The following is a 26,674-nucleotide window of genomic DNA, read 5'->3' as shown; positions in this document are numbered from 1 at the left end:
TCGTGTCGTTCGTTCATTCAGGGAGGTCTAGGCCCGCCGCCGCGCAGTCGGCGCGGAGCTGGGCGAGCTGGTCGGCGGTGGCGTCCACCAGCGGGGAACGGACCGGACCGGCGGGCAGTCCCTTCGCCGCCAGGCCGGCCTTGACCAAAATCGTGCCCGGGGCCCGGAAAACGCCCGTGTACAGCGGCAGCAGCCGGCGGTGCAGGGCGAGCGCCGTGGCGTGGTCCCCCGCGTCGAACGCCCGGATCATCTCCTGCGTCCGCGCCCCGGTGAAGTGGGTTGACGTGCCAACCACCCCGACCGAACCCACCGCCAACGCGGGCAGGAGGAGCGAATCCTCGCCGCTGTAGTAGGCCATACCGGTCCGGCTGGTCACCCAACTCGTGGCGGTCAGATCGTTCTTGGCGTCCTTCACCGCGACGATCCGGCCGTGCTCGGCCAGGCGCACGAACGTCTCGGTCTCGATCGCCACCCCGGCGCGGTGCGGAATGTCGTAGAGCATCACCGGCAGCCCACTGGCGTCGGCCACCGCGGTGAAGTGTCGCACCAGGCCCGCCTGCGGCGGCTTGCTGTAGTACGGCGTCACCACCAGCAGGCCGTGCGCTCCGGCCTTCTCCGCCGAAGCGGCCAGCTCGATGGTGTGCCGGGTGTCGTTGGTCCCGACCCCGGCCACCACCTTGGCTCGATCACCGACGGCCGCGACCACCGTCTGGATCAGGTGTTCCTTCTCCGCGTCAGTCGTGGTCGGCGACTCACCGGTGGTGCCGTTGACCACCAGCGCGTCGTTGCCCTGCTCGTCGACCAGGTAGTTCGCCAACCGGGCCGCGCCGTCCAGATCCAGCGCACCGTCGGCGGTAAAGGGTGTCACCATGGCCGTGAGCACCCGCCCGAACGGCCGGGAGGCCGTCCGGGGGGGACTGTCGAGGAGGTCACTCGTCATGCGTCCAACCTAGCGGACGGCTTCCGAGCCCCCGACGGGGAAGGGCTCAGGACACCTCCGCGTGCGGGCTGGCCGCCACCTCGGTGCCGTCGGGCAGGGAGGAGATCACGAAGTCGTTGAAGACGCTCGGGGCCACCCCCTGCAGCTGGCGGAGGCACTCCACCGCCAGCTCGCGGATCTCCACGTCGGCGTGCTCGGTCGCCCGCATGCCGATGAAGTGCCGCCACGCCCGGTAGTTGCCGGTGACCACGATGCGGGTCTCGGTGGCGTTCGGCAGCACCGCCCGCGCCGCCTGCCGCGCACGCTTACGCCGCAGGGTGGCGTTGGGCTCGTCGGTGAAGCGCTGCTCCAGGCCCTCCAGCAATTCGGTGTACGCCCGTACGCTCGCCTCGGCGGCCTCCACGAACCGCTTGTGCAGCTCCGGGTCGTCGGCGATCACGGTCGGCTCCACCATCGCCGCGTCCCGCTCCGGCACATACCGCTGGGACAGCTGCGAGTACGAGAAGTGCCGGTGCCGGATCAACTCGTGGGTGAGCGACCGCGACACCCCGGTGAAGTAGAAGCTCACCGAGCTGTGCTCCAGCACACTCAGGTGGCCCACCTCGAGAATGTGGGCGAGGTAGCCGGCGTTGGTCGCCGTCGCCGGGTTTGGCTTCTTCCAGCTCTGGTAGCAGGCCCGGCCAGCGAACTCGGCGAGCGCCTGCCCCCCGTCGGCGTCAGTCGACCACCCAATGTCGTCCGGGGCCTCGAACTGGGTCCACGCAATGAGCTTGACCTGGGGCTGCACCATGTCCGGCATTCCTGCGACTCTAGTGGCGCGACCGGCGCCGACGGAAATCGGACCCCCACTGTCGGCGAAGATCAGGCCTGGCCACAACGGTCCCCACGGCGAGCGCAGGCGCGGCAACCCCACGACAGGCGAGGCTGCCCCCTGTGTGCGGACTCACCGACGGGGCAGCTCGCCAGCGGAGAGAACGGGATACACGGAGGGCGGGGAAGAGATGCACAGCCCGAGTCGATCGGACCCTTGTCGTCGGGGAACGCCGCTGGCAGCAGCAACCGGCAACCCACGCGGGCACCCCACGCAGGCAGGCAGCCAGCGCGAAGGCGAGAAAGAGTCAGACGTAGAGCGCGGCGAATGGCGCCCAGGGCAGATTACGCACCACTGAGAAAGCCAACCAGGCAGCCAGGAAAACCCCGATCAGCTTGTTGCTGATCCGCAGCTCGGGCAGCCGCCACCCGAAGGCCTGCCGGCCCGCCCACGCCACGAACAGGTATGCCAGAAACGGAAGCGCGAAGACGAGGAGGACATGGTGCCGGGCAGCGGCCGGCAGGTCGGCATGCAGCAGGTACCAGAGGGCCCGGGTGCCGCCACAGCCCGGACAGTCGAGCCCGGTCGTCAACTTGAGCAGGCAGGTGGGGGCCGCATCCGGCGCGGACCGGGTCGGATCGATCATCAGGGTGTAGCCGATGCCGGCGCCGACACAGCCCAGGGCGGCCAGCGGCACCGCCCACCGAGGCGAGCGTTCCTGGAGACGGAGCACGAATCGGGTCAGTCGGTCCGGCTGTGGAGGCGGGTAGACCGGCACGGCCTCCACCGGCCAGCCATCAGGCGCCGGGGTGGCCCGGCTCTGCGGCCCGTCAACGCTCGTCACGTCGATCACGGTACACCCGCCACGCTCCTCAGGGCGGCGGCCAGCGGCACCGCCAGGTCACCCGCCGTCGGTCGGGCCACGGCGTCCAGGCCCAGCCAGCCGGCGAGCCGGTACAACTCGGCGGCGAGCGCGAGCGCCGTCTCCCCCACCTCAACGCCCGGCTCCTGCCAGGCTGCCGGCACGAGAAGCACTCCGCTCTTTCGGTCGGCCTTCAGGTCGACCCGGGCGGTGAACCGCTCCCCCTGGAGAAACGGCAACACGTAGTAACCGTGCACCCGCTTCGGTGCCGGGACGTAGATCTCGATGCGGTAGCTGAAATCGAACAACCGCTGGGTACGACCCCGCTCCCAGACCAGCGGGTCGAAGGGGCTGACCAGCCGGTTGCCCCGTACCCAACGGGGCAACCGGGCCGCGGCGTGCAGCCAGGCCGGCTGCCGCCAGCCCGACACGGTCACCGGGATCAGCTCCCCCGCCTCCGCCAGCTCGGCGATCGCCGTCCGAGCCTGCGCCAGTGGCAACCGAAAGTAGTCCCGCAGCTCCGGCTCCGCCGCCACACCAAGCGAACGGGCGGCCACGGCCACCAGCGTTCGGTACGCCTCGGCGTCGCTCGGGGTGGGCGCCGCCAACACAGCCGCCGGCAGCACCTGCTCCGGCAGGGCATAGCGGCGGGCGAAGGACGTCGTACGCTCGGCGGCCGTCACCTCGCCAGACCAGAACAGGTATTCCACCGCCCGCTTCGTCGCGGACCAGTTCCAACCCCAGTTGCCGGTCACCCGGTCAGCGTCGTGCTCGATCTCCGCAGCGGTGATCGGCCCGCGGGCCGCCACCTCGTCCCAGACCCACGCCACCAGATCCGGCTGCTCCTCGGCGACCCGGCGCATGCCGCCCCAGGCCTGGCTCCGGGCGCGCGCCATCCGCCAGCGCAGCGCCGGCTGCAACGCGACCGGCACCAGCGACGCCTCGTGTCCCCAGTATTCAAAGAGATCACGGGGTTGGCGGTACGCAGCCGCGTCGAGCAGCGTCGTCGGGTAGGGACCGAGGCGACTGTAGAGCGGCAGATAGTGCGCCCGCTGGAGCACGTTGACCGAGTCCACCTGGATCAGGCCGACCCGGTCCAGCACGCGACGCAGGTGCCGGCGAGTGGGAACGCCGGTCGGCGATGGGTCGGTGAAGCCCTGGGCTGCCAGGGAGATCCGACGGGCTTGGGCAAGCGAGAGCGACTCCGGCACAGTCATCGCGGGAACACTAGGTCACCGGTACGACACCGGTGCGGGTCTGGTCCCTCTCCTCCTGCCCGGCCGTCCCGGCCCCAGTCCGGTCCACCGCGGTCCGGATCGGCAGAAATGCCAGCAGGGCCAGGCTGATCCAGACGTAGGTGTTGCTGCCGAGGAAGCCGTCGATCCCGGTGAAGTCCCGCTCCCAGGCCCACACGATCCGGCTGATCAGGAACGCGTAGGCGATACCCAGGGCGGCCAGGAGTCGGCGACGGCGGCGGCTACCGACGGGCGCGGCCATCGCGTTGTCCAACAGCAGGATGAGCGCCGGCAGCAACCAGACCAGATGGTGTACCCAGGTGACCGGGCTGACCAGGCACATCAGCACACCGGTCAACGCCAGTCCGGTCGCCTCGTCACCGACCGCCACCGCGGACCGGGCCCGCCACACCCAGAGCGCCAGTACGGCCACCACCAGCCCCAGCCAGGCGACGGTGCTCGGATCCTCCGGGTTCAGCCGGGCCACCACCCCGCGGAGCGACTGGTTGGAGACGAAGGAGAGTTCCCCCACCCGGTTGGTGTTCCAGAGCGCCTCGGTCCAGAACTCCCGCGAGGCGTCCGGGAAGAGGGCGGCGGCGAGCAGGGTCGCGCCGGCGGCGGTGCCCATCGCGGTGACCGCCGCCCGCCAGCGTCCGGTGACCAGCAGGTAGACGATGAAGATCCCCGGCGTCAGCTTGATCGCGGTGGCCAGGCCGATGGTGGTGCCGGCCCAGCGGCTACCCGACGGCAGTAGCCGCAGCAGATCCACCGCCACCAGGAACAGCAACAGCATGTTGACCTGGCCGAAGTTCACCGTCTCCCGCATCGGCTCGTACGCCGCGACGAGGCAGAACGCTACCGCGATGGCGAACCAGCGGGTCCAGCCGGCACGCCGCGAGATCGGGTCCAGCAGCCACCAGAACAGCACCAGGGTGACCGCCACGCTGGCGGAGACACTCAGCACGATCGCCACCGTCCACGAGACGTACGCCATCGGCAGCATGACCAGGGCCGCGAACGGCGGGTAGGTGAAGCCGTACTGGGTGAATGGGCGCAGGAAGTCGTAGATCTCGCCGCCGTCGTGCACCCAGTAGCGGATCGCGCCGTAGTAGACCCCGAGGTCGAAAAACCCGTGCCGCATGGCCGCCACGGACAGGAACAGGGCCACCCCGACGGCGAGCCCGGCCACACCGATCGCCTGTCTGACCGTTCGCCTGGCACCCTGCGCCATCGTCGCCTCCTCCACCCTGCGTAGGCTTTCGTGCCATGGCTCTCGGCTACGTCCGCCCGGCACGTCCACAGGACGCCGGCGAGATCGCACGCATCCAGCTCGCAACCTGGCGGGTCGCGTACCGCCGCATCCTGCCTCGGCAGGTGCTCGCGAACCTCGACGAGGCGTGGCTGGCCCAGCGGTGGACCGCTGCGGTGCAAGAACCACCCTCGGCTGCCCACCGGGTGCTGGTCGCCGTCGAACAGGCCGAGCAATCGTATCTGGTGGGCTTCGCCGCCTCCGGTCCGGCCGACGCCGAGGCCCAGGCACCCGGTGAGCCCGCCGAAGCGCTGGGTCCGGAGGTCGTCGCGGTCACCGACCTGCTGGTGGAGCCGCGCTGGGGTCGGCGCGGGCACGGCAGCCGACTGCTCGCCGCGGCGGTGGACCACTGGCGTGACGACGGGTTCACCCGCGCGGTCGCGTGGGCGTTCGACGGCGACGCGGCGACCCGGGGGTTCCTGACCGGCACCGGGTGGGAGCCGGACGGGGCGACCCGCGCGCTGGACGTGGACGACATGTTGGTCGCCCAGTTACGACTACATGTGGCGATCCCCGCGGAGCCGACCCGACGCTCGGACGACCCAGCGCCCTGACGGCCCCGCGACCCGACCCCCGACTCCCGGACCGTCCGGCCCCCGACTCCCGGACCGTCCGGCGCCTTGCGTCCGGACGACCCGGGTTCACGGCCGGTGCGGGGCGAACCGCTCAGTCGAGCAGGGCGTCCAGGCCGACCGTCAGGCCGGGCCGGGTGCGCACCTTGCGGGCGGCCAGCAGCACCCCGGGCATGAAGGAGGCCCGGTCGTAGGAGTCGTGCCGGATGGTCAGCGTCTCCCCGGTGGTGCCGAAGAGCACCTCCTGGTGGGCGACGAGGCCGGTGGCGCGGACCGAGTGCACGCGTACGCCGTCGATGTCGCAACCGCGGGCACCGGCCACCTCGTCCCGGGTGGCGTCCGGTGCCGGACCTTGACCGGCTGCGGCGCGGGCCGCCGCGACCAGGCGCGCGGTGTGCGTCGCGGTGCCGCTCGGCGCGTCCAGCTTGCGCGGGTGATGCTGCTCGATGATCTCGGCTGACTCGAAGTAGCGGGCGGCCCGTTCGGCGAACTGCATCATCAGCACCGCCCCGATGCCGAAGTTGGGGGCGACGATCACGCCCACCCCCGGCTTCCGGGCCAGCCAGCCGCGCATCCGCTCGAGCCGCGCCTCGGTGAAGCCCGTGGTGCCGACCACGGCATTGATGCCCTGGTCGATGCACCAGTGCAGGTTGTCCATGACCACGTCAGGGGTGGTGAAGTCGACGATCACCTCGGCTCCGGCATCGGAGGCGTTGAACAACCAGTCGCCCTGGTCAACCATGGCCACCAGCTCCATGTCAGGCGCCGCGTCCACCGCCTTGCACACCTCGATGCCCATCCGACCCCGGGCGCCCAGCACACCGACCCGGAGCGGCTCGTCCGCGCTCTTGTCCTGCTCGTCAGTCACAGCCGACAACCTATCCCAACCGGGACATGAGCATCGCTGGGTGGGGCGGGATAGACGATCAGGCAGCGGTGGTCGGGGACGCTCCGGCGGTGAAGTCGGATTCGCCGAACGGACCCACCACCGCCAGCGACATCGGCCGCCTCAGCAACTCCTTGGCGAGCGTGTTCACGTCGGTAACGGTGACCGCGTCCACCCGGGCCAGCAAGGTGTCGACCGGCATCAGCTCGCCGTAGAGCAGCTCTCCCTTGGCCAGCCGGCTCATCCGGGAGCCGCTGTCCTCCAGGCCCAGCACGAACGCGCCCTTGCTCATGCCCTTACCCCGGGCCAACTCGGCCTCCGTGAGCCCGTCGGCGGCCACCCGGGCCAACTCCGCGCGAATCAACTCCAACACCTCGTTGGCTCGCCCCGGCGCACAGCCGGCGTAGACGGCGAACAGGCCGCTGTCGGCGTGCTGGCTGGCGTAGGAGTACACCGAGTAGGCGAGCCCCCGCTGCTCGCGGATCTCCTGGAAGAGCCGGCTGGACATACCGCCACCGAGGATGTTGTTCAGCACGCCGAGGGCGAAGCGGCGTTCGTCCCGCCGGTCGATGCCGGCGCAGCCGAGCACGACGTGCGCCTGCTCGGTCTCCTTCGGCCCGACCCGGGTGGTCGCGGGCTGCGTGCGTACCGCCGGGGTGGCGCTCCGGTACGACGCCGGCGCCGCCGGTTCGGTGTCCAGCGGCGTGCCCCGCAGCGCCTGCCGAACCAGCTTGACCACGCTCGCGTGGTCAAGGTTCCCCGCGGCGGCGATGACGATCCGCGGCGCGGTGTAGTGCCGCCGGTAGAAGCCCTGGATCTGTCGCCGGGTCATCGGGGTGACCGTCTGCTCCGTCCCCGAGATCAGCCGACCGAGTGGGTGCTCACCGTAGACGGCCCGGGCGAAGAGGTCGTGCACCTCGTCGCCGGGCTCGTCGTCGTGCATGGCGATCTCCTCGAGGATCACGCCCCGCTCGACCTCCACGTCTTCCGGGGTCAGCACCGAGTCGGCGACCATGTCGCACAGCACATCGATGGCGAGGGGGAGATCCTCGTCGAGAACCCGCGCGTAGTAGCAGGTGTATTCCTTCGTGGTGAAGGCGTTGGTCTCGCCGCCGACCGCCTCGATCGCCGACGAGATCTCCAGTGCTGACCGCCGGTGTGTCCCCTTGAACAGCAGGTGCTCCAGGAAGTGGGCGGCGCCGGACTGGGGGCCGCTCTCGTCCCGGGAGCCAACCGACACCCAGATGCCGAACGAGACGCTGCGCATCGCCGGGATGGCCTCGGTGAGTACCCGCAGCCCGCTGGGGAGCACGGTCCGGCGGACCGTGCCGCCCAGCGGGTCGTCGCTGAGCGTACGGGTTACGGCGCGGCTGGCGGCGCCGTTCGGGTTACCCCGGAACGCCGCCACCCCCCGTCGTTCCGGTGTGGACGGTACGGAGACAGTCCGGCTCACGCAGGGCTCCCGGTTCGACGAGGGGTGGATGGTGCGCTGGTACGACGGTCAGCTGCGTCGGGTACGGCGACGCGGACGCGACTCGCCGCCCTCACCGCCGTCGCCACGCTCGCCGCTGTCGCCACGGTCCGGGCCCCGGCCGCCGCGCTCGCGGTCACCACGGTCGCGCGGTCCCCGGTCGCCCCGGTCCCGACCCGCCGGCCGCTCGCCGGCGCCCTCCGCCGGGGCCTCGGCGCCCTCCGGGCGCACCTTGTCCAGGTAGACCTTGCCCCGCTGGTCGATGTCGGCGATCTCGACCTCGACCTTGTCACCGACGTTGAGGAAGTCCTCAACCTTCTCGACGCGCTTGCCGTCGCCCACCTTGGAGATGTGCAGCAGACCGTCGCGGCCGGGAAGCAGCGAGACGAACGCCCCGAAGGCCGCGGTCTTCACCACCGTGCCGAGGAAACGGTCGCCCACCTTCGGCAGGGTCGGGTTCGCGATCCCGTTGATCCGCTCGACCGCGGCCTGCGCCGCCGGGCCGTTGGTCGCACCGACGTAGATGGTGCCGTCGTCCTCGATCGAGATCTCGGCGCCCGTCTCGTCCTGGATCGCGTTGATCGTCTGCCCCTTCGGGCCGATCACCATGCCGATCTTGTCAACCGGGATCTTGACCGTGGTGACCCGCGGCGCGTAGTCACTCATCGTGGCCGGTACCTCAATCGCCGCCTGCATCACCTCCAGGATCGTCTGCCGGGCCTCGTAGGCCTGCTGGAGCGCCGCGGCGAGCACGTCCGACGGGATGCCGTCGAGCTTGGTGTCGAGCTGAAGCGCGGTGACGAAGTCCGGCGTACCGGCGACCTTGAAGTCCATGTCACCGAAGGCATCCTCGGCACCGAGGATGTCGGTCAGCGTCACGTACCGGGTCTTGCCCTCGACCTCGTCGGAGATCAGGCCCATCGCGATGCCCGCGACCGGCGCCTTCAGCGGCACACCGGCGGAGAGCAGGCCGAGCGTCGAGGCGCAGACCGAGCCCATCGAGGTCGAGCCGTTGGAGCCGAGCGCCTCGGAGACCTGCCGGATCGCGTACGGGAACTCCTCACGCGAGGGCAGCACCGGGATCAGGGCCCGCTCGGCGAGCGCACCGTGCCCGATCTCCCGCCGCTTCGGCGAGCCAACCCGGCCGGTCTCCCCGGTCGAGTACGGCGGGAAGTTGTAGTTGTGCATGTAACGCTTGGACTTCTCCGGGGAGAGCGTGTCCAGGGACTGCTCCATCCGGAGCATGTTCAGCGTGGTGACGCCCATGATCTGGGTCTCGCCCCGCTCGAAGATCGCCGAACCGTGCACCCGGGGCAGGACCCCGACCTCGGCGGTCAGCGGACGGATCTCCCGCGGGCCACGGCCGTCCATGCGGACCTGCTCGCGCAGCACGCGGTTGCGGACCTCGGACTTGGTCAACGACCGCAGCGCGGCGGAGAGCTCCTTCTCCCGGCCCTCGAAGCGCGGGCCGAGCTCCTCCACCACCCGGGCCTTGATCCGGTCCAGGGCCTCCTCGCGGTCGGCCTTGCCGGCGATCTTCAGGGCCTCGGCCACGTCCTCCCGGGCCAGCTCCGCGACCGCGTCGTACGCGTCGTCGGAGTAGTCGAGGAAGACCGGGAACTCGGCGACCGGCTTCGCCGCCACCTCGGCCAGCTCGCTCTGCGCGCGGCACAGCTCACGGATGGCCGGCTTGGCCGCCTCCAACCCGCTCGCCACGACCTCCTCGGTCGGTGCGGCGGCGCCATCGGCGACCAGCTTCGCGGTGTGCTCGGTGGCCTCCGCCTCGACCATCATGATCGCGACGTCGCCGTCGGGCAGGGTCCGACCGGCGACCACCATGTCGAAGGTGGCGCGCTCCAGCTCCTCGTGGGTCGGGAAGGCAACCCAGGAGCCGTCGATGTGGGCCATCCGGGTCGCGCCGATCGGGCCGGAGAACGGCAGGCCGGAGAGCTTCGTCGACATCGAGGCGGCGTTGATGGCCACCACGTCGTACGGGTGGCTGGGGTCGAGCGCCAGGACGGTCTCGACGACCTGGACCTCGTTCCGCAGGCCCTTGACGAACGAGGGACGCAGCGGCCGGTCGATCAGTCGGCAGGTGAGGATCGCGTCCTCGCTGGGGCGCCCCTCCCGGCGGAAGAACGAACCGGGGATCCGGCCCGCCGCGTACATCCGCTCCTCGACGTCAACGGTCAGCGGGAAGAAGTCGAACTGCTCCTTCGGCTGCCGGCCAACGGTGGTGGCGGAGAGGACTACCGTCTCGCCGAGCTGGGCGACGACGGAGCCGGCGGCCTGACGGGCCAGCCGGCCGGTGGAGAACGTGATCACACGGGTGCCGAAGGCCCCGTTGTCGATCGTGGCGGTACGGGACTGGGTACCGAGGTTGCTCTCGGTCATCTGTGGTTGCGCTCCTTCGCGTCTACGGACCGCGACGCGCAGCTGCTCAGACGGCCGGTCTTCGATCGAAGCGCCCGGGCGGGTCGGCGAGATGCCGGATGCCCGGAGGCCACTACCGGAGACCGGTGCGCTGACCGGCTCCCGGTGGGTCGGGGGGTCGTGCGGCCCTGGTTGTCGGAGTTTCTGGCGGTGAACCGGAGCGGGGGAGCGGCCGGTCGGCCACTCCCCCGTCACGTCACCGGCGCAGACCGAGCCGCTCGATGAGCGACCGGTAGCGGTTGATGTCCTTCTTCTGCACGTAGTTGAGCAGCCGACGGCGGCGGCCGACCAGCAGCAGCAGCCCACGGCGGCTGTGGTGGTCATGCTTGTGCACCTTCAGGTGCTCGGTCAGGTCAGCGATCCGCTTGGTGAGGACGGCGACCTGCACCTCCGGCGAACCGGTGTCACCTTCGACGGTCGCGTACTCCGCGCGGATCTTGGCCTTGGCTTGCTGGTCGAGCGCCATGTTCTCCCTGTTTCGGTGAGTGAATCGATGTCGTGTCCGCCAGAGCGGGCTTACCCCGAGGGCCGGGCGGTGCCCGGCGGCGGACGGTCCTCGCACCCGCGGCGTCGTGCAGGCACGCCAGGACCCACGTCGGTGCGCCGACGTCTCCGTCAGGTTACCAGCCCCGGTACCCACGGGCCGGGCAAGGGGCCGACCGGGTGTCGAACCCGATCACTTTCCGTGATCACCCCAGGGCTTCACGGGTACGCTCGATGTCCTCTTTCATCTGGGCCACCAACGGCTCGACCGAGTCGTAGCGGACCTGCCCGCGCAGGTGCGCCCCGAAATCCAGGGCCAGCCGCTCGCCGTACAGGTCCGCGTCGAAGTCGAGCACGTACGCCTCGACCCGTCGTTCCCGGCCGGAGAAGGTCGGGTTCGTGCCGATCGACACCGCCGCCATCAGCGGCTCCCGCTGCCCCCGCCGCACCAGACGGGCGGCGTAGACGCCGTCGGCCGGGACCGCGGCGTACCGGTGGCAGAGCAGGTTGGCGGTGGGGAAACCCAGCTCGCGACCGCGGCGGTCACCGCGGACCACCACGCCCTCCAGCCGGTGCGGCCGCCCCAACGCGCTGGCAGCGGACCCCACGTCCCCGGCGGCGACGCACGACCGGATGTACGTGGAGGAGAAGACCGTCCCCGCCTCGGCCACCAGGGGCGCCCCCTCGACCGCGTAGCCGAAGGTCCGACCGAGTTGCTCCAGCAACGCCACGTCCCCGGCGGCCCGGTGCCCGAACCGGAAGTTCTCCCCCACCACCACCAGCGCGGCGTGCAGGTGCTCGACCAGGACGTCGTGCACGAACGCCTCTGCCGACAGCCGGGAGAAGTCCGGGGTGAACGGCACCACACAGAGCACGTCCACGCCGAGCGCCTCGATCAGCTCGGCCTTGCGGGTCGGCTCGGTGAGCACCGCCGGGTGCGAACCCGGACGTACCACCTCGGCGGGGTGTGGATCGAAGGTGACCACCACCGACTTGACGCCGAGTTCCCGGGCCCGCGCCACCGCGTGCCCGATGGTCGCCTGGTGCCCTCGGTGCACACCGTCGAAGACGCCGATGGTGACGACCGACCGCCCCCAGCCGCCGGGCGCCGCGTCGTACCCCCGCCACCGCTGCATAACGCTCCTCCCCTGTCGCTGTCCCGACCGCCGCGCCGTCAGGCCGGGGCCAGCACGATCTCGGCACGGGCCCGACCGGCCCGCTCGCTGACGATAGCGACCAAACCGCCCGCCGGGCCGAAGACGGCGTACGGGCCGTCGATCCCCGCCGGGTCCAAGGGACCGCCGTGGGAGAGCACCCGCTCCTCCTCCGCGGTCGCCTCCCGGCGCGGGAAGAACCGGTCGGCCGCCGCGGCGAGGGAGAGCGTGACCACCTCGGGTGCCCGGCCCTCCAGGTCATCGAGGGTAGCGGCCTCGGCGAGGGTGAAACCGCCCACGGCGGTACGCCGCAGTGCGGTGAGGTGCCCGCCGACACCGAGCGCCTGGCCGGCGTCCCGGGCGATCGCCCGCACGTACGTGCCGGAGGAGCAGGTGACGTCCACGTCCACGTCCACCACGTCCGGCTCGTCCCGCCGTAGCGCCCGTACGTCGAGCTGGGAGATGGTGACCCGCCGGGGCGGCAGGTCAACACTGGCCCCCTCCCGAACGCGGCGGTACGCCCGCTGACCATCGATCTTGATGGCGCTGACCGCGCTGGGCACCTGGTCCACCGCACCGGTCTGCGCCGCCAGCACGGCCCGGACCGCCTCCTCGGTCACCAGACCAGCCGGGGCGCTGGAGATCACATCCCCCTCGGCATCGTCGGTCACCGTCGCCTGCCCCAGCCGAATCGTGGCGGCGTAGCTCTTGCCCGCTCCAATGACGTAGGTCAGCAGCCGGGTGGCTCGCCCCACCCCGAGGACCAGGACCCCGGTCGCCATCGGATCGAGCGTGCCACCGTGCCCGACCCGCCGGGTCCGGGCCAGCCGGCGCACCCGCGCCACCACGTCGTGCGACGTCATGCCGCCGGGCTTGTCGACCACGATCAGTCCGTCTGCGCTCACGACCGCCAAGCCTGCCAGACGGGCTGGCCCGGCCGGCACCGGGACGCCCACCGGACGTCCGTGCCAACCCACCCGTTCCTTCCACGACGAGTCGCTTGACACCTGCTGCTACAAAGGGGCGCCCGCCTAGCCCACCGGAGGTTCGTGTCCATGTCGCCCCAAAGCCAGAGCCGGTTCCCGCGGCTACACCAGCCGGAGCAGCCGCCCAGTCTCCCCGCCTGGATGCTCGACCCACCGCCCGCTCGGCGCACGGCGGGAGATCGGATCGCCACCGCACTGCTCGCGCTCCCGGGCGCCACCGCCCTGCGCCGCCGGTGGCAGGTGTGGCAGGACCGGCACCGCCTGTATCAGCGGTTCCCGAACGTGATGAAGGTGGTCGGTTTCGTCGTCTGCTTCGCCGTGGCCCTGGGGCTGGTGCTGGCCACCTACGCCCTGCGGGCCAGCACCGGGCAGGCCTAGCCCAGGGGCGGCGCTACTCAGGTCCGGACCGCGCCGACGACCGCCCAGTGGCCGGAGCGCAGCCGCAGCAGCAGGGCGGCCAGCCGGAGCACCACAAAGAACGTGAGCCCAGCCCAGATCCCACCGAGTCCGAGGTCCAGCCCGTACGCCAGCCAGATGGCCGGCAGAAATCCTCCCAACGCCGCCACGACCGTGAGGTTCCGCAAGTAACGGATGTCCCCCGCGCCGATCAACACCCCGTCCAGGGCGAAGACGACGCCCGCCAGCGGCAGCATCGCGACGAACCAGGGCCAGGCCACCATCGCCTGCTCACGGACCTGTCCATCGGCGCTGAACCAGCCCGGAACCACTCCGGCACCAGCGGCGATGACCAGCGCGAACGCCACACCGCAGCCGGCGCCGAGCAGCCCGATCCGGCGGGCCAGTCCGCGGGCGCCGGCCACGTCGTCGGCGCCCAACGCGGCACCGACGAGGGCCTGCGCGGCAATGGCGAGCGCGTCGAGCACCAGGGCGGTGAAGAACCAGAGTTGCAGGACGATCTGGTGGGCGCCGACCACCGCCGCGCCGAAGCGGGCGGCCACCGCGGTGGCGGAGAGAAAACTCGCCTGGAAGGCGACGCCGCGGATGAGCAGGTCCCGACTGAGCACAAGCTGCTGGGCGAGAACCCGGGGCCGGGGGCGGAGGGCCACCCGCTCGGCGACCAGCGCTCCGGCGAAGAGCGCACCGGAGATCGTCTGCGCCACGACGTTGGCGACCGCCGATCCGGGCAGGCCGAGCCCGGCGGGGTAGACCAGCACCGGGCAGAGCACCGCGGAGAGCAGGCTCGGGCCGAGCACGAACCACAGCGGCCGGCGGGTGTCCTGGACCCCCCGCAGCCAACCGTTTCCCGCAGCGGCGAGGAGTAGCCCCGGTGCGCCCAGCGCCGCGATCCGCAGCCACTGCGCCGCGGCCTCCGCCACGTCGTTCTCCGCCCCGACCAGGGTACGGGCGAGCACGCCGCCGCCGGCCTGCATGCCAACCGCGACGAGGACCCCTACCGCGAGCGCGAGCCAGGAGGCCTGGACTCCCTCGGCGACGGCGGCGGTGCGGTCACCAGCCCCGAACCGTCGGGCGGAGCGTCCGGTGGTGCCGTACGCGACCACCGTGCCCAACCAGGCGATCAGGGTCAGCACCGTGCCACCGATCGCCAACGCGGCGAGCGGGACCCGGCCGAGGTGTCCCACCACCGCCGTGTCCACCAGCACATACAGCGGTTCGGCGGCGAGCACCACGAGGGCCGGCAGGGCGAGCGCGGCAATTCTGCGCGGCGAGGCGGAGCGAGGCGTGGTGGCGGCCGGCGGGTTCATCGTCGCCGATCCTGACACGGCTCGGTAAGGACCGCAAACCGGACTAGTCACTTACCAGCCGCGGGCTGCGCCGGACGACGGGCGGCCAGCGCCGCCCGTCGGGGAGGGCGTCAGCCGGTCGGCGACGTCACTGGCGGGTGTCCATCGAGGTCTGCAGCGCACGGCGCAGCTGCTCACGCGCCTCGTCAACGGTGTCGGGCTTGGGCTTGTTCGGCATGGGAAACCCCTTCCAGGGCGCGAGCCACCAACGCAGCGGTGGACTCACGGGCAAGGTCTGCCACCCGCGGGCGTCCGGGGTCGCCGGAGCGGCACACGGAGCAGCGAGCCCGGGTCGGTCCGACCCTGGAGAGCGACGACGCCGGGTACGGCCCCACCGCTCACGACCAGCACCGTCAGCACGGCATCGGTCAATACCCAAGCTATCGTTCAGGTCTGCCCACCGCCGGTGGTTCCCACCATCCGGGCGAAGCCACAGTGCGGATAGCGGCACCTCAACGAGCCAGGAAGTGCCAGCCCAGCCACCACCAGAAGCCGAAGAGCCCAATCCGGCCGACCGGCACCGAGCCGACCTCGTACCGCATCACGTACGCGCAGACCTCGCCCAGGGTGGGGATACGGGACCCCTCCCGGCGGGCCGCCAACTCCACGGCGACGAAGAGCGCCACCGCCGCCAGGAAACCGCCGATCGCCAGCGTCCGCATCATCGCCGCACCAGCCCCCAGAACGCGGACAACCAGGCCAGCCAAGCCGCTGAGCGGATCACCCCGTCCTCCAGTAGCGGATCCGCCAGCCGGGAGAAGGTCGGGAACTCGTCACCCGCCGCGGCCACGAAGGTGGCCCCCTCGAAGACCACAAACACCACCACCGGCAACGTCCACCACACCGCGCCCTGATCCAGCCGAACCGGTGCGGGCCGCCGGGGCACCCGGTTACCCAGGCCAAGCCAGATCAGGACACCACCGGTGCCGAGCGTCCACAGATTTGCCTCGATCGAGAAGGACGGAAACCGGCCGCCCACCAACGACAGGCAGACGAGCACGGGCACAGTGACAGCGGGACGATCCCAGGCACGCGGTACCTCGATTGTCAGGTCACGGGGCTGTTCCATGCCGCAATTCTGCCCACCGTCACCAACGGCGGGAAGACCGAACACCCGTAAGCCGACCCTGATCTTTGTCGACAGATCATCAGCCGAACGGCCGATCGACAGCTAACCGCCAGGCCGACCCCGACCACTGCCGCAGGGCTAACCCGACCGTTACCGCGCACCGGCCCCCCAACCGTTACCGCAACACCGGCCCGCACCCGCTACCGCACACCGGCCTCACCCGCCTGTCGGGGCGAGTAGCGCCCCGACCAGCTCCCGCCGGATGGCCTCCATTACCTCGTCAGCGCTGCCCCGGCCGGTGAAGCCCGCGGCGAGCCGGTGCCCTCCGCCGCCCAACGCCACCGCCACCGCGCTCACGTCCACCGCGCCCTTGCTCCGCAACGACACCGCCCACTCGCTGTCGGCGGTCTGCTTCACCACGCAGCTCACGTCGGCCTCCGCCGTGCACCGCACCGAATCGATCAACGGCTCCAGCACGTACGCGGGCTGCCCGTGCCGGGCCAGGTCCTCCTGGGTTGCCCAGGTCCACACCAGGCCGTGACCATCCGCTGCGGCGGGCTCCAGCCGGGCCCGACCCACCACCTCGGCGTAGAGCCGCACGGCACCGAACGGGCGGGTGTCCAAGACGCGACGAGAGATCTCACCGGGACTGATACCCGTGGCGAGGAGCCGGGCCGCGAACCGGTGCACCGCCGCGGTGGTGGCCGCGTACCGAAACGAGCCGGTGTCGGTGGTCAACGCCACATAGAGACACTCGGCGATCTCCGGGTCGAGCGGCACCCCCAGCCGGTTGAGCAGTTCGTCCACCAGCACCGCGGTGGCCGCCGCCCGCGGGTCAATCAGATTGATCGCACCGAAGCCGGGGTTCGACGCATGGTGGTCGAGCACCACCGTGCTGCCGGCGGTCGTCAACCGGTCAGCCAGCTCCCCCAACCGGGACTCGTTCGCCGCGTCGAAGCTGATCAGAAGGTCCGGATCGGCAACCGCCTCCGCCGCCGGGACCAGCAGCTGCTCACCGGGGAGCCCACGCAGCGGCTCCGGGAGCTGCGGCGGGCCGGGAAAGGCGGCCTGTACCTGTCGCAGACCGAGCCGACGCAGGCCGAGAGCGAAGCCGAGCATGCTGCCGAGGGCGTCGCCGTCTGGGTTCACGTGACAGACCAGCAGCACTCGCCCGGCGCCCGGCACGGCTCGGACCGCGGCCACCGCCGCCGCCCAGTCGGCCTCCACCGGCGCGGACCGGGCCCCCACGGCGGAATCGGTCACCGTTGGTCCCCGCCCGGCGGCGGCACCTCGTCCCCGGCGTCCTCGGGCTCCTCTTCCAGCCGGTACGGCTGGGCCTCACCCGCGTACTCGGCCCGGGTGGCGAGGCGCTGCACCTCGGCATCCGCGTGGCGGGCCTGGGCGAGCAGGTCGTCGATGTGCTTGACCTGATCCTGCACGTCGTCCAGGACGAAGGTCAGCGTCGGCGAGTGCCGCAGCCCCAGCGCCTTCCCGACAGTGCTGCGCAACATGCCCTTGGCACTCTCCAACGCCGCGGCGGTGCTCGCCTGGGCGGCGGCGTCACCGAGCACCGTGTAGAAGACCGTGGCGTCGCGGAGGTCGGCGGTGATCCGCGCATCCGTGATGGTGATCATGCCAAGCCGGGGATCCTTGATCTGGCTGCGCACCACCGACGCGACCAGCTCGCGCACCCGCTCCGCGTGCCGGCGCACCTTGGCCGGATCCGACATCTCGCCACCTCCAGGCGTACCGCTCCCGACCGCCGGGCACCTGGAGTGCCAAGCCGCCGGCCAACACCACGAACACTACCCGCGCCGCCGGTACGCCCGTACGCGGCCGGTGCGGTGACCGCCCGCGGAGCAGCCCCGCAGCGACGCCGGTGGATCAGTCGTCCGCGCCGTACAGCCGCCGACGCACCGACAAGAGGTCAACCTCGGGACGGGCGGCGACCAGGCGCTCACACGAGTCGAGCACCTCGTGTACGTGGGTTGCCGTCGCGGACACCACCGCGACGCCGATCTCCGCCCGCCCGTGCAGGTCGAGCGCCCCCACCTCGGCGGTGGAGACCTCGACGCGACGCAGCGCCGCCACGATCGGCCGAACGTAGGACCTTTTGGCCTTCAGCGACCGGGAGTCGCCCGGCAGCAGAAGGTCGAATACCGCGGTTCCGGTGAACATCGTCCCGGAGACTACGGACGAACCCGGACATGATCAAGGGGTTTACGCAGCATGGCGTAAACCCCTTGATCTGTTGTCCCTACCGGATCAGGCGCGCGCCTTCTCCCGCATCTCGAAGGTCTCGATCACGTCGCCGACCTGGACGTTGTTGTAGCCGCCCAGAGTCAGACCACACTCGAAGCCCTCGCGCACCTCGGTCGCGTCGTCCTTGAACCGCTTGAGGGAGCTGATGGTGAGGTTGTCCGCCACCACCGCCCCGTCACGCAGCAGCCGAGCCTTGGCGTTACGCCGAAGCAGACCCGACCGGACGATGCAGCCCGAGATGTTGCCGACCTTGGACGAACGGAACACCTCGCGGACCTCCGCGGTGCCCAGCTCGACCTCCTCGTACTCCGGCTTGAGCAGGCCCTTGAGCGCCGCCTCGATCTCCTCGATGGCCTGGTAGATGACGGTGTAGTACCGGATCTCCACGCCCTCGCGGTCGGCCATCTCGCGGACCTTGTTGGCGGCCCGCACGTTGAAGCCGATGATCGTAACCGCCTCCGACGAGGCGCTCGCGAGCATGACGTCGCTCTCGGTGATCGCCCCGACGCCGCGGTGGATGATCCGTAGCTGGACCTCCTCGGGGATGTCGAGGTTGAACAGGGCGTCCTCGAGCGCTTCCACGGAGCCGGAGACGTCGCCCTTGAGCACCAGGTTGAGCGAGGTCTTCTCGCCCGCCTTGAGCTGCTCCATGAGCGTCTCGAGGGTGGCCCGGCCGCGGGAGTTGGCGAAGGCCGCCGCTCGCCGCCGTGCCTGCCGCTGCTCGGCGATCTGCCGCACGGTGCGGTCGTCCTCGGCGGCCAGGAACGTGTCGCCCGCCCCGGGCACCGCGGTCAGACCCAGCACCAGCACCGGACGAGCCGGACCCGCCTCGGCGACCTGGTTGCCGTTCTCGTCGAGCATCGCCCGGACCCGGCCGTGCGCCCCGCCGGCGACGATCGAGTCGCCCGCCCGCAGGGTGCCCTTCTGCACCAGCACCGTCGCCACCGCGCCCCGGCCCTTGTCCAGGTGCGCCTCGATCGCCACACCCTGTGCCGGGCCGTCGGTCGGAGCGGTCAACTCCAGCGACGCGTCCGCGGTCAGCAGGACCGCCTCGAGCAGGCTGTCGATCCCGGTGCCCGGCTTGGCCGCCACGTCGACGAACATGGTGTCGCCGCCGTACTCCTCGGCGACCAGTCCGTACTCGGTCAGCTGCTGGCGGACCTTGTCCGGGTTGGCGTCCGGCTTGTCGACCTTGTTGACCGCCACCACGATCGGCACGTCGGCCGCCTTGGCGTGGTTCAACGCCTCGATAGTCTGCGGCATCACCCCGTCGTCCGCCGCGACGACCAGGATCACGATGTCGGTGACCTGGGCGCCACGGGCACGCATGGCGGTGAACGCCTCGTGACCCGGGGTGTCGATGAAGGTGATCGCCCGGTCCTGGTCCTCGTGCGGAACGTGGACCTGGTAGGCGCCGATGTGTTGGGTGATGCCACCCGCCTCGCCGGCCACCACGTTCGCCTTCCGGATCGCGTCCAGAAGCTTCGTCTTACCGTGGTCGACGTGACCCATGACGGTCACCACCGGCGGCCGGCTGACCAGACGGTCCTCCGCCACCTCGGCGTCCAGGTCGATGTTGAACTGCGCGAGCAGCTCGCGGTCCTCGTCCTCCGGGCTGACGATCTGGACGGCGAAGCCCAGGTGCTCACCCAACAGCAGCAGGGTGTCGTCGGAGCAGGACTGGGTCGCGGTCACCATCTCGCCCAGGTTGAACATCTCCTGGACCAGCGAACCCGGGTTGGCGTTGATCTTGTCGGCGAAGTCCGACAGCGAGGCGCCTCGGGACAACCGGACGGTCTGGCCCTGCCCCCGGGGCGCACCCGAGGACATGGTCGGGGCCGACAGGTTGTCGAACTCCTGTCTGCGCTGCTTCTTCGACTTGCGACCGCGGGTCGGCCGGCCACCGGGACGCCCGAAGGCACCCGCGGCACCACCACCGCGGCCACGGCCACCGCCACCGGGACGGCCACCGCCGGGGCCGCCGCGGAAACCACCGCCGCCACCACCGGGGCCACCGCGGTAGCCACCGCCACCGCCGCCACCGCCACCGGGGCCGCCGCGGTAGCCACCGCCACCGCCGCCACCGCCGCCACCGCCGCGGTAGCCGCCGCCACCGCCACCGGGGCGGCCGGCGCCGCCGCCGGGACGACCGGAGCCGGGGCCGCCGGGCCGGCCGGGACGCTGGCTCGGCATGGAGGCCGGGCTCGGCCGCGGCGGCATCGAGGCCGGGCTGGGCCGCGGCGGCATGGAGGCCGGGCTGGGCCGCGGACCACCCGCACCGGCGGCCGGGGGACGCTGCTGGCCGCCCTGGATGCCGAACGGGTTGTTACCGGCGCCACGCGCCGGCGGACGACCGCCGGACCGGGGACCGGGGCCCGGAGTGGGCCCGCCGGAACGTCCGGCGGCCGGAGAGCCGGGCCGAGGCGGCATCGTGCCGGGACCGGGGCGGGGACCCGGGCGCGGACCACCCTCGGTGGGCGGCTCCCGCCGGACGTTCTCCCGCTGCTGCTGCCGGGCAGCCTGCGCGGCCTTGACCGCGGCCTCCTGCTCGGCCTTCAGCGCGGCGGCACGCGCCTCGGCGGCCGCCACTTCGATGTCGTGGGCGCTCGCCGGCTTGGCGGCCGGTGTCGCGGACTGCGGCGGACCCGGAACCGGACCCTTGGGTTTCGGGCCGGGCGTCGGGGCACCCGGCCGCCGCGGCGGCATGGGCTTGGCCGTGACGCGGGGTCCGCCCGGGGGCGGCGCCGGGGTCGGGGTCCGGGAAGGGGTCGGAGTTGGGGTTGGGGTCGGGGTCGGGGTCGGGGTCGGCGGGGTCGCCGCCGGCGGAGCCGCCGGCGCGGGCGAGCCGGCATTGTTGACGAACGCGTTCCGCAGCCGTCGGGCGACCGGCGCCTCGACCGTGCTGGACGCGGACTTCACGAACTCGCCCATCTCCTTGAGCTTGGCGAGAACGGTCTTGCTTTCGACCCCGAGCTCCTTGGCGAGCTCGTGTACGCGGGCCTTTCCTGCCACTGCACTCCTCATTCCGAGGTCGTGCGGGCAGCACCCGCAGCGACCTCACTCGTGCACTTGAAGCCTGGTCATTTCTGCGACTTCATCGTGTGCTCATGTCGGTCGTCCTACCTTGCTAGCGACCCGCGTCCGGTCGGGTTGGCCGGACGTCGTGGCTGGCGCATCGATATGCCTCGCAAGCTCACCGTGATCGGGGACCCCGGTGACGCGCAGCGCCCGCCCGAAAGCACGACGCCGCACCGCCTGCGCGAAGCAGGCCGGGTCTGGGTGCACGTGCGCCCCCCGACCCGGCAACCTGCGGGCCGGGTCGGGACGAAGGCTGTGACCAGCCCCATCACCCACCGCGACCACCCGCAGCAGTTCCTTGGTCGACGCTCGAGACCGGCAACCCACACAGGTGCGCTCCGGCAGCGCGCGTCGTACCACTGGGAAAGTCTACCCCTAGCCCCCGGAGATCGCGCGGCCCGGCTCCGGGACGTGATCAGCTTCGGCCCCACCCGCCGGGCGGGCCGGCTCGGCGTCGGAGCGAATGTCAATCCGCCAACCCGTCAATCGGGCGGCAAGCCGGGCGTTCTGCCCTTCTCGCCCAATAGCCAGTGAAAGTTGGAAATCCGGCACCGTTACCCGAGCGGTTCGGGAGGCCAGGTCAACCACCTCCACCCGGAGGGCCTTGGCTGGCGAGAGTGCGTTTCCGACGAAGGCCGCCGGATCCTCGGACCAGTCAATGATGTCGATCTTCTCCCCATGCAGCTCACCCATGACCGCCCGCACCCGCTGACCCATCGGCCCGATGCAGGCACCCTTGGCGTTCACCCCCGCCGCGGTGGAGCGGACAGCGATCTTCGTTCGGTGACCTGCCTCACGGGCGATCGCGGTGATCTCCACCGAACCGTCGGCGATCTCCGGCACCTCGAGGGCGAAGAGCTTCTTCACCAACGCCGGGTGCGAGCGGGACAGGGTCACCTGCGGACCGCGTACACCCTTGGCTACGTGAACCACGACGCAGCGCACCCGCTCGCCGTGTGCGTACTGCTCACCGGGGACCTGCTCGGACTGGGGCAGCACCCCCTCCAGCTTGCCCAGGTCCACACTGACGATGCCCTTCTCGGCACGCGCCTCGTGCGCCTGGACCACCCCGGTCACCAGGTCCCCGTCCCGACCCACGTACTCACCGAAGTGCACCTCGTCGGTGGCCTCCCGCAGCCGCTGAAGAATCACCTGCTTGGCGGTCATCGCCGCGATCCGACCGAAGTCGTGCGGGGTGTCGTCCCACTCCCGCACCACACCGCCGTCAGGCTCCACCTCCTGGGCGAAGACCAAGGCCGCGCCCGTCTTGCGGTCGATCTCCACCCGGGCATACGGCTGCGCACCCTCGGTGTGCCGGTACGCCGTCAGCAGCGCGGTCTCAATCGCCGCGAGGATCGTGTCGAACGGAATTTCCCGCTCACGCTCCAGTGCGCGCAGCGCCGCGAGGTCGATGTTCACCTCTCCTCGCCCTCCACATCATCATCGTCGTCGAAATCGCCGGCCTCGTCGGCGCCGTCAGCGCCATCCGCCTCGCCCGGGCGGGTGAACTCGACCTGCACCCGTCCTGGCCCCAACTCGGCGTAGCTCCACCCCGCCCGACCGGCGTCGGTCTCCAACACCACCTGTTCGTCGTCCACCTCGACCACCCGCCCGGTGACCTGGCGATCCCCAGCGTCCGGCCCACCCCGCACCATGACCCGTACCAGGCGACCGGTGTTGCGCCGCCAGTGCCGGGGGAGGGTGAGCGGACGGGACACGCCCGGCGAGCTGACCTCGAGCTGGTACTCCCCGGCAACGAGGTCCCCGCTGGCCTCCTCGGCCGCATCCAGGGCGGCGGAGACCGCCCGCGAGATCTCAGCGACGCCGTCCAGGTCGATTCCGCCGTCGGCGTCAACAATCACCTGAAGCACGTGGCGCCGGCCGGCCCGGGAGATCGACAGCTCCTCCAGGTCGTACCCGGCCTCGCCGACGACTGGTTCGACAACCTCGTGCAACCGGGCCCGCCGGCTGGCGAGATCACCGCCGCGGTTGACCCGACCGGCGCTGCGTTGGCCACCCGTACGCCGCGGTCGCCCCGTCGGCCCGGTGGGCCTGGTGGCCCGGCCACGCTGGCTCATCTGGCGCCCCTATCTGCTGTTGGCGGCGCCCGGTCGGTCGCCATAGCCACACGCCACCGGGGCGGACGCACCGGTGGTTGCGCAGAGCGTAACGCGCCGCCGGCCCGTCGGATGGGCCGGCGCACCGACTCTGGCCTCTGCGGGGGGCGCCACCATGGTGTTGACTTGGACGGTGATGGGCAAAATGACGCAGCAGGACACACTTCCGGACCGGACAATAAGACATTCCCGGCGAAACATGCTACGGGTGGGTGCACTCCTGACCCTCGGCAGCGCCGTGCCGTCGCTCACCGGCTGTGACCTGTTCCACCAGGAACCGCCCCCACCCGACCCACTCGCCCCCATGGTGGACGAGGCGCTCGCGCTCGCCGCGGCCTACCGGGACGCCGCCACGACCCACCCCACGCTGGCCGCCCGGCTGGCACCGATCACCGAAGCGCACAGCGCGCACGCGGCGGAGTTGGCCCGGATCACCAAGGTGGCCCTACCGTCGGCCACCCCGACCGCCAGCACCCCCGCCGACTCCGACGCGACCCTCACCGGCCTACGCGAACGCGAGCAGGCGGCCAGCGCGTCGGCCACCCGGGCCTGCCTGGCCGCACCGGCCGGGCGGGCCGCGCTACTCGCCAGCATCGCCGCCGCCCGCGCCAGCCACCTGGAGGCGCTGCAGTGAACACCCCCACCCCCGGCGCGAGCTCCGCCCACGCCGCGGCCCTGACCGCCGAATACGCCGCCATCTGGGCTTACGGCCCGATCGGGGTACGCCTGACCGGACCCGCCCGGGAGGCGGCCCGCGACGCCGAGGCGACGCACCGGCGCCGTCGAGACGACCTGGTGCTGCAGCTCACCGAGGCTGGCGACAGCCTCCCGGCCGACCAGGCCGGCTACGCCCTGCCGTTCCCCGTCACCGACGAGCCGAGCGCCCTCCGGCTCGCCGTTGAGGTCGAGGAGCGTACGGCGGGATTCTGGCAGGCGACGGTCGCCGCCACCAGCGGCGCCGAGCGGGAACGGGCACTCGCGGCGCTGGTCGACTGCGCGGTGCGGGCCACCCACTGGCGACGAACCGCGGGGATCACCCCCCTGACCACGCCCTTCCCCGGTAGGACCGCCTGACCCGTTCGGCAGCGGTCGCCGACCGCGGGGCCGGAGCATCGACCCGGGCCACCGGTCGGCAGAATGCTCTCCATGTCCATTCTGGGTTCCCTCACCCGCCGGGTCGGTCACCACCGCTGGTTCAGCACCACCGCCCGGCTCCTCGTCCCGGTTGACCGCGCGGTCGGGCGGCTCAGCCGCGGACGGGTGATCGCCCTCGGGCTTCTCCCGTCGTTGGTCATCACCACGACCGGCCGCCGCTCCGGCAAGCCCCGCAGCAACCCCCTGCTGTACGTGCCGGACGGGGACGGTTACGTGGTGGTCGGGTCAAACTGGGGACAGACCCACCAGCCCGCCTGGGCGTTGAACCTGCTCGCCACCCCCCACGCCAAAGTAGACATCAAGGGGCGCCGGTTTCCGGTACGCGCCGACATCCCCGAGGGCGCCGAGCGGGACCGACTCTGGCAGTTGCTGGTGACCGAGTGGCCGGCCTACCAGACCTACGTGCAGCGGGCCGGCGACCGTAAGATCCACCTCTTCCGGCTGGTACCCGTCGCCGGGTAGCCGCCTCCTCCTACAGCCCGCCCTGAATACCGATCACTGTGCCGATGCCGTAGGTCGCGGCGGCGGCGAGGCCACCCAGCAGCAGCTGGCGCAGGCCCGCCGCCCACCAACGCCGGCTGGTGAACCGGGCGACGATCGCGCCGGCCAGGAAGAGACCAAGGCCACCGACGCCGAGCGCCAGCCAGAGACTGGTGCTGCCGAGCAGGTAGGGCAGCAGCGGCACCAGGGCGCCAACGGAGAAGCAGACAAACGACGAGATCGCCGCCGCCCACGGGCTCGGCTGGTCGTCCGGGTCGACGCCCAACTCCTCCCGGACGTGCACCCGCAGCGCCTCCTCCGGATTGCGCCGCACCACCTCCGCGACCTGCGTCGCGAGCTCCCGGGGCAGGCCACGGGCCACCCAGGTGTCCGCCAGTTCGCGCGCCTCGACCTCGGGGTGCCGTTCCAACTCCCGCCGCTCCTTGGCCACCTCCGCGGCGACCTGTTCGTTGGCCGACCGGACGCTGGTGTATTCCCCCAGCCCCATGGAGATGGCGCCGGCAACCAGGCCGGCGGTGCCGGTGAGGAGCACGGCGCGCGCCGACACCCCGCCACCCCCCACCCCCGCGATCAGGGCGATATTGGTGACCAGTCCATCCATCGCCCCGAAAACCGCAGGGCGCAGCCAGCCGCCGGAGACATCCGCATGGTGTGCCTCCCGCAGCGCCGCCGGGGTCTCGGTCACGGCAGGGTGAGAATCTCGTAGCCGTCGTCGGTCACGAGAATCGTGTGCTCGAACTGGGCGGTCCACTTCCGGTCCTTGGTGACCACGGTCCAGCCGTCATCCCACATGTCGTACTGGTAGGTGCCGAGGGTGATCATCGGCTCGATGGTGAAGGTCATGCCCGGCTCCATCACATCGGTGGGCCGGGGGCTGTCGTAGTGCGGCACATAGAGCCCGCTGTGAAACGCCTCGCCGATGCCGTGCCCGGTGAAGTCCCGCACCACCCCGTAACCGAAGCGCTTGGCGTACGACTCGATCACCCGACCGATCACGTTGATCTGCCGGCCGGGGGCGACCGCCCGAATGCCCCGCATCGTCGCCTTGTGGGTCCGCTCGACCAGCAACCGAACCTCCTCGCTCACCTCACCCACGCAGAAGGTGGCATCGGTGTCGCCGTGCACCCCGTCGAGGAAGGCGGTGACATCGACATTGATGATGTCACCGTCCTGGAGCACCATCGAGTCGGGGATGCCGTGGCAGATCACCTCGTTCAGGCTGGTGCAGCAGGACTTGGGGAACCCCCGGTAACCCAGCGTTGACGGGTAGGCGCCATGGTCACAGAGGAACTCGTGCACCACCTTGTCGATCTCGTCGGTGGAAACCCCTGGCTTGCAGTGCTCGCCAGCGAGCGCAGTGGCCTGCGCCGCCAACCGCCCGGCGGCCCGCATCCGCTCGATGGTCTCCGGCGTCTGTACGTGTGAGCCCTGCCATTGTTTGGGCTGCTTCTTGCCCACGTACTCGGGTCGGGGAATGTGGGCGGGCACCTGTCGCCAGGGAGAGAGCGTGCCTGGGGTCAACGGCGCACGGACGGTCATGGCGCAAGCCTAACGCCGCCACCTCGACCCCGCGTGGCGCCCATCGCG

General features: G+C 71.4%; 28 protein-coding genes. 5 read left to right on the top strand and 23 right to left on the bottom strand.

Annotated elements, in window-relative coordinates; genetic code table 11:
- Positions 1–13: 13 nt before the first annotated feature.
- The 5 genes from dapA to AC1UKG_RS18400 all read right to left on the bottom strand — a co-directional run bounded on the left by dapA (position 14) and on the right by AC1UKG_RS18400 (position 5,079).
- Positions 14–940, bottom strand: coding sequence for a 4-hydroxy-tetrahydrodipicolinate synthase (gene dapA / locus AC1UKG_RS18420; RefSeq protein WP_018744518.1), 927 nt, complete (start codon positions 938–940; stop codon positions 14–16).
- A gap of 46 nt (positions 941–986) precedes the next feature.
- A complete protein-coding gene (thyX, locus tag AC1UKG_RS18415) occupies positions 987–1,730 on the bottom strand; it encodes an FAD-dependent thymidylate synthase (protein ID WP_018815130.1) in 744 nt (247 codons plus the stop codon).
- A gap of 328 nt (positions 1,731–2,058) precedes the next feature.
- Positions 2,059–2,604: a DUF2752 domain-containing protein gene (locus AC1UKG_RS18410; protein ID WP_018744516.1), complete on the bottom strand. Its 546-nt coding sequence runs from the start codon at positions 2,602–2,604 to the stop codon at positions 2,059–2,061.
- Positions 2,601–3,830 carry a winged helix-turn-helix domain-containing protein gene (locus tag AC1UKG_RS18405; protein ID WP_482642103.1) on the bottom strand — a complete coding sequence of 410 codons (1,230 nt, stop codon included), beginning with the start codon at positions 3,828–3,830 and terminating at the stop codon, positions 2,601–2,603. Before AC1UKG_RS18405 ends, AC1UKG_RS18410 begins: the two co-directional genes overlap by 4 nt.
- Before the next feature lie 10 nt (positions 3,831–3,840).
- Entirely contained in the window at positions 3,841–5,079 is a 1,239-nt protein-coding gene (locus AC1UKG_RS18400) for a glycosyltransferase family 87 protein (protein ID WP_018815132.1), read from the bottom strand.
- Positions 5,080–5,114: 35 nt separating this feature from the next.
- On the opposite strand from AC1UKG_RS18400, the gene AC1UKG_RS18395 reads away from it, so the two are divergent.
- Positions 5,115–5,711 (top strand): GNAT family N-acetyltransferase, encoded by a 597-nt coding sequence (locus AC1UKG_RS18395; protein ID WP_018732516.1) that lies wholly within the window; start codon positions 5,115–5,117, stop codon positions 5,709–5,711.
- Between the two features lie 112 nt (positions 5,712–5,823).
- On the opposite strand, the gene dapB is transcribed toward AC1UKG_RS18395, so the two are convergent.
- The 6 genes from dapB to truB all read right to left on the bottom strand — a co-directional run bounded on the left by dapB (position 5,824) and on the right by truB (position 13,112).
- The gene (gene dapB, locus AC1UKG_RS18390; RefSeq protein WP_018744513.1) at positions 5,824–6,597 is read right to left on the bottom strand and encodes a 4-hydroxy-tetrahydrodipicolinate reductase; all 774 of its coding nucleotides are present in this window, start codon (positions 6,595–6,597) and stop codon (positions 5,824–5,826) included.
- A 58-nt stretch (positions 6,598–6,655) separates the two neighbouring features.
- Entirely contained in the window at positions 6,656–8,023 is a 1,368-nt protein-coding gene (locus AC1UKG_RS18385; RefSeq protein ID WP_018744512.1) for an insulinase family protein, read from the bottom strand.
- A 93-nt stretch (positions 8,024–8,116) separates the two neighbouring features.
- A complete protein-coding gene (locus tag AC1UKG_RS18380) occupies positions 8,117–10,480 on the bottom strand; it encodes a polyribonucleotide nucleotidyltransferase (protein WP_482642102.1) in 2,364 nt (787 codons plus the stop codon).
- A 235-nt stretch (positions 10,481–10,715) separates the two neighbouring features.
- Positions 10,716–10,985 (bottom strand): 30S ribosomal protein S15, encoded by a 270-nt coding sequence (gene rpsO, locus AC1UKG_RS18375; protein WP_011905279.1) that lies wholly within the window; start codon positions 10,983–10,985, stop codon positions 10,716–10,718.
- A gap of 223 nt (positions 10,986–11,208) precedes the next feature.
- Entirely contained in the window at positions 11,209–12,138 is a 930-nt protein-coding gene (locus AC1UKG_RS18370; RefSeq protein ID WP_018744510.1) for a bifunctional riboflavin kinase/FAD synthetase, read from the bottom strand.
- 38 nt (positions 12,139–12,176) lie between these two features.
- Entirely contained in the window at positions 12,177–13,112 is a 936-nt protein-coding gene (gene truB / locus AC1UKG_RS18365; protein ID WP_018744509.1) for a tRNA pseudouridine(55) synthase TruB, read from the bottom strand.
- Between the two features lie 99 nt (positions 13,113–13,211).
- Here truB and AC1UKG_RS18360 point away from each other — a divergent pair, with 99 nt between their 5' ends.
- Positions 13,212–13,520 carry a hypothetical protein gene (locus tag AC1UKG_RS18360; protein WP_033662848.1) on the top strand — a complete coding sequence of 103 codons (309 nt, stop codon included), beginning with the start codon at positions 13,212–13,214 and terminating at the stop codon, positions 13,518–13,520.
- A 17-nt stretch (positions 13,521–13,537) separates the two neighbouring features.
- Here the strand turns inward: AC1UKG_RS18360 and AC1UKG_RS18355 are convergent, their stop codons facing one another.
- The 10 genes from AC1UKG_RS18355 to rimP all read right to left on the bottom strand — a co-directional run bounded on the left by AC1UKG_RS18355 (position 13,538) and on the right by rimP (position 23,392).
- Positions 13,538–14,866 carry an MATE family efflux transporter gene (locus AC1UKG_RS18355; protein WP_018744507.1) on the bottom strand — a complete coding sequence of 443 codons (1,329 nt, stop codon included), beginning with the start codon at positions 14,864–14,866 and terminating at the stop codon, positions 13,538–13,540.
- A gap of 491 nt (positions 14,867–15,357) precedes the next feature.
- Complete coding sequence (locus AC1UKG_RS18350) at positions 15,358–15,567, bottom strand: DUF6186 family protein (protein ID WP_018735444.1); 210 nt, start codon at positions 15,565–15,567, stop codon at positions 15,358–15,360.
- Entirely contained in the window at positions 15,567–15,974 is a 408-nt protein-coding gene (locus AC1UKG_RS18345) for a hypothetical protein (RefSeq protein ID WP_018733579.1), read from the bottom strand. The genes AC1UKG_RS18350 and AC1UKG_RS18345 overlap by 1 nt, the downstream gene beginning before the upstream one ends.
- Before the next feature lie 216 nt (positions 15,975–16,190).
- Positions 16,191–17,237 (bottom strand): DHH family phosphoesterase, encoded by a 1,047-nt coding sequence (locus tag AC1UKG_RS18340; protein ID WP_026325352.1) that lies wholly within the window; start codon positions 17,235–17,237, stop codon positions 16,191–16,193.
- Positions 17,234–17,704: a 30S ribosome-binding factor RbfA gene (gene rbfA / locus AC1UKG_RS18335; RefSeq protein ID WP_018744504.1), complete on the bottom strand. Its 471-nt coding sequence runs from the start codon at positions 17,702–17,704 to the stop codon at positions 17,234–17,236. The genes AC1UKG_RS18340 and rbfA overlap by 4 nt, the downstream gene beginning before the upstream one ends.
- A 154-nt stretch (positions 17,705–17,858) precedes the next feature.
- The gene (locus AC1UKG_RS18330; protein ID WP_475890391.1) at positions 17,859–18,152 is read right to left on the bottom strand and encodes a DUF503 family protein; all 294 of its coding nucleotides are present in this window, start codon (positions 18,150–18,152) and stop codon (positions 17,859–17,861) included.
- 87 nt (positions 18,153–18,239) lie between these two features.
- Positions 18,240–21,248, bottom strand: a complete 3,009-nt coding sequence (gene infB / locus AC1UKG_RS18325; protein WP_018744502.1) for a translation initiation factor IF-2 — start codon at positions 21,246–21,248, stop codon at positions 18,240–18,242.
- A 93-nt stretch (positions 21,249–21,341) separates the two neighbouring features.
- Positions 21,342–21,674 (bottom strand): YlxR family protein, encoded by a 333-nt coding sequence (locus tag AC1UKG_RS18320; protein WP_026271668.1) that lies wholly within the window; start codon positions 21,672–21,674, stop codon positions 21,342–21,344.
- A 15-nt stretch (positions 21,675–21,689) separates the two neighbouring features.
- Positions 21,690–22,733: a transcription termination factor NusA gene (gene nusA / locus AC1UKG_RS18315; RefSeq protein ID WP_018744501.1), complete on the bottom strand. Its 1,044-nt coding sequence runs from the start codon at positions 22,731–22,733 to the stop codon at positions 21,690–21,692.
- Positions 22,730–23,392, bottom strand: a complete 663-nt coding sequence (rimP, locus tag AC1UKG_RS18310; protein WP_018815136.1) for a ribosome maturation factor RimP — start codon at positions 23,390–23,392, stop codon at positions 22,730–22,732. Before rimP ends, nusA begins: the two co-directional genes overlap by 4 nt.
- A 238-nt stretch (positions 23,393–23,630) precedes the next feature.
- Between rimP and AC1UKG_RS18305 the strand changes: the two genes are divergently transcribed.
- From AC1UKG_RS18305 to AC1UKG_RS18295, 3 genes are all read left to right on the top strand, one after another.
- Positions 23,631–24,065, top strand: a complete 435-nt coding sequence (locus tag AC1UKG_RS18305; RefSeq protein WP_033664011.1) for a hypothetical protein — start codon at positions 23,631–23,633, stop codon at positions 24,063–24,065.
- Complete coding sequence (locus AC1UKG_RS18300; protein WP_018815137.1) at positions 24,062–24,505, top strand: ferritin-like domain-containing protein; 444 nt, start codon at positions 24,062–24,064, stop codon at positions 24,503–24,505. The genes AC1UKG_RS18305 and AC1UKG_RS18300 overlap by 4 nt, the downstream gene beginning before the upstream one ends.
- 72 nt (positions 24,506–24,577) lie before the next feature.
- Positions 24,578–25,048, top strand: coding sequence for a nitroreductase family deazaflavin-dependent oxidoreductase (locus AC1UKG_RS18295; RefSeq protein ID WP_482642101.1), 471 nt, complete (start codon positions 24,578–24,580; stop codon positions 25,046–25,048).
- 10 nt (positions 25,049–25,058) lie between these two features.
- Here AC1UKG_RS18295 and AC1UKG_RS18290 read toward each other — a convergent pair whose 3' ends face one another.
- Positions 25,059–25,772 (bottom strand): VIT1/CCC1 transporter family protein, encoded by a 714-nt coding sequence (locus AC1UKG_RS18290; protein ID WP_018744496.1) that lies wholly within the window; start codon positions 25,770–25,772, stop codon positions 25,059–25,061.
- On the bottom strand, positions 25,769–26,626 hold the full coding sequence (gene map / locus AC1UKG_RS18285; RefSeq protein ID WP_482642100.1) for a type I methionyl aminopeptidase: 858 nt from the start codon (positions 26,624–26,626) through the stop codon (positions 25,769–25,771). The genes AC1UKG_RS18290 and map overlap by 4 nt, the downstream gene beginning before the upstream one ends.
- Between the last annotated feature and the right edge of the window lie 48 nt (positions 26,627–26,674).

Source organism: Salinispora sp. CH2A1_6 (genome assembly GCF_056820975.1).
Note: the sequence above shows the minus strand (reverse complement) of the source record. Positions and strands in the feature narration are given on the sequence as shown.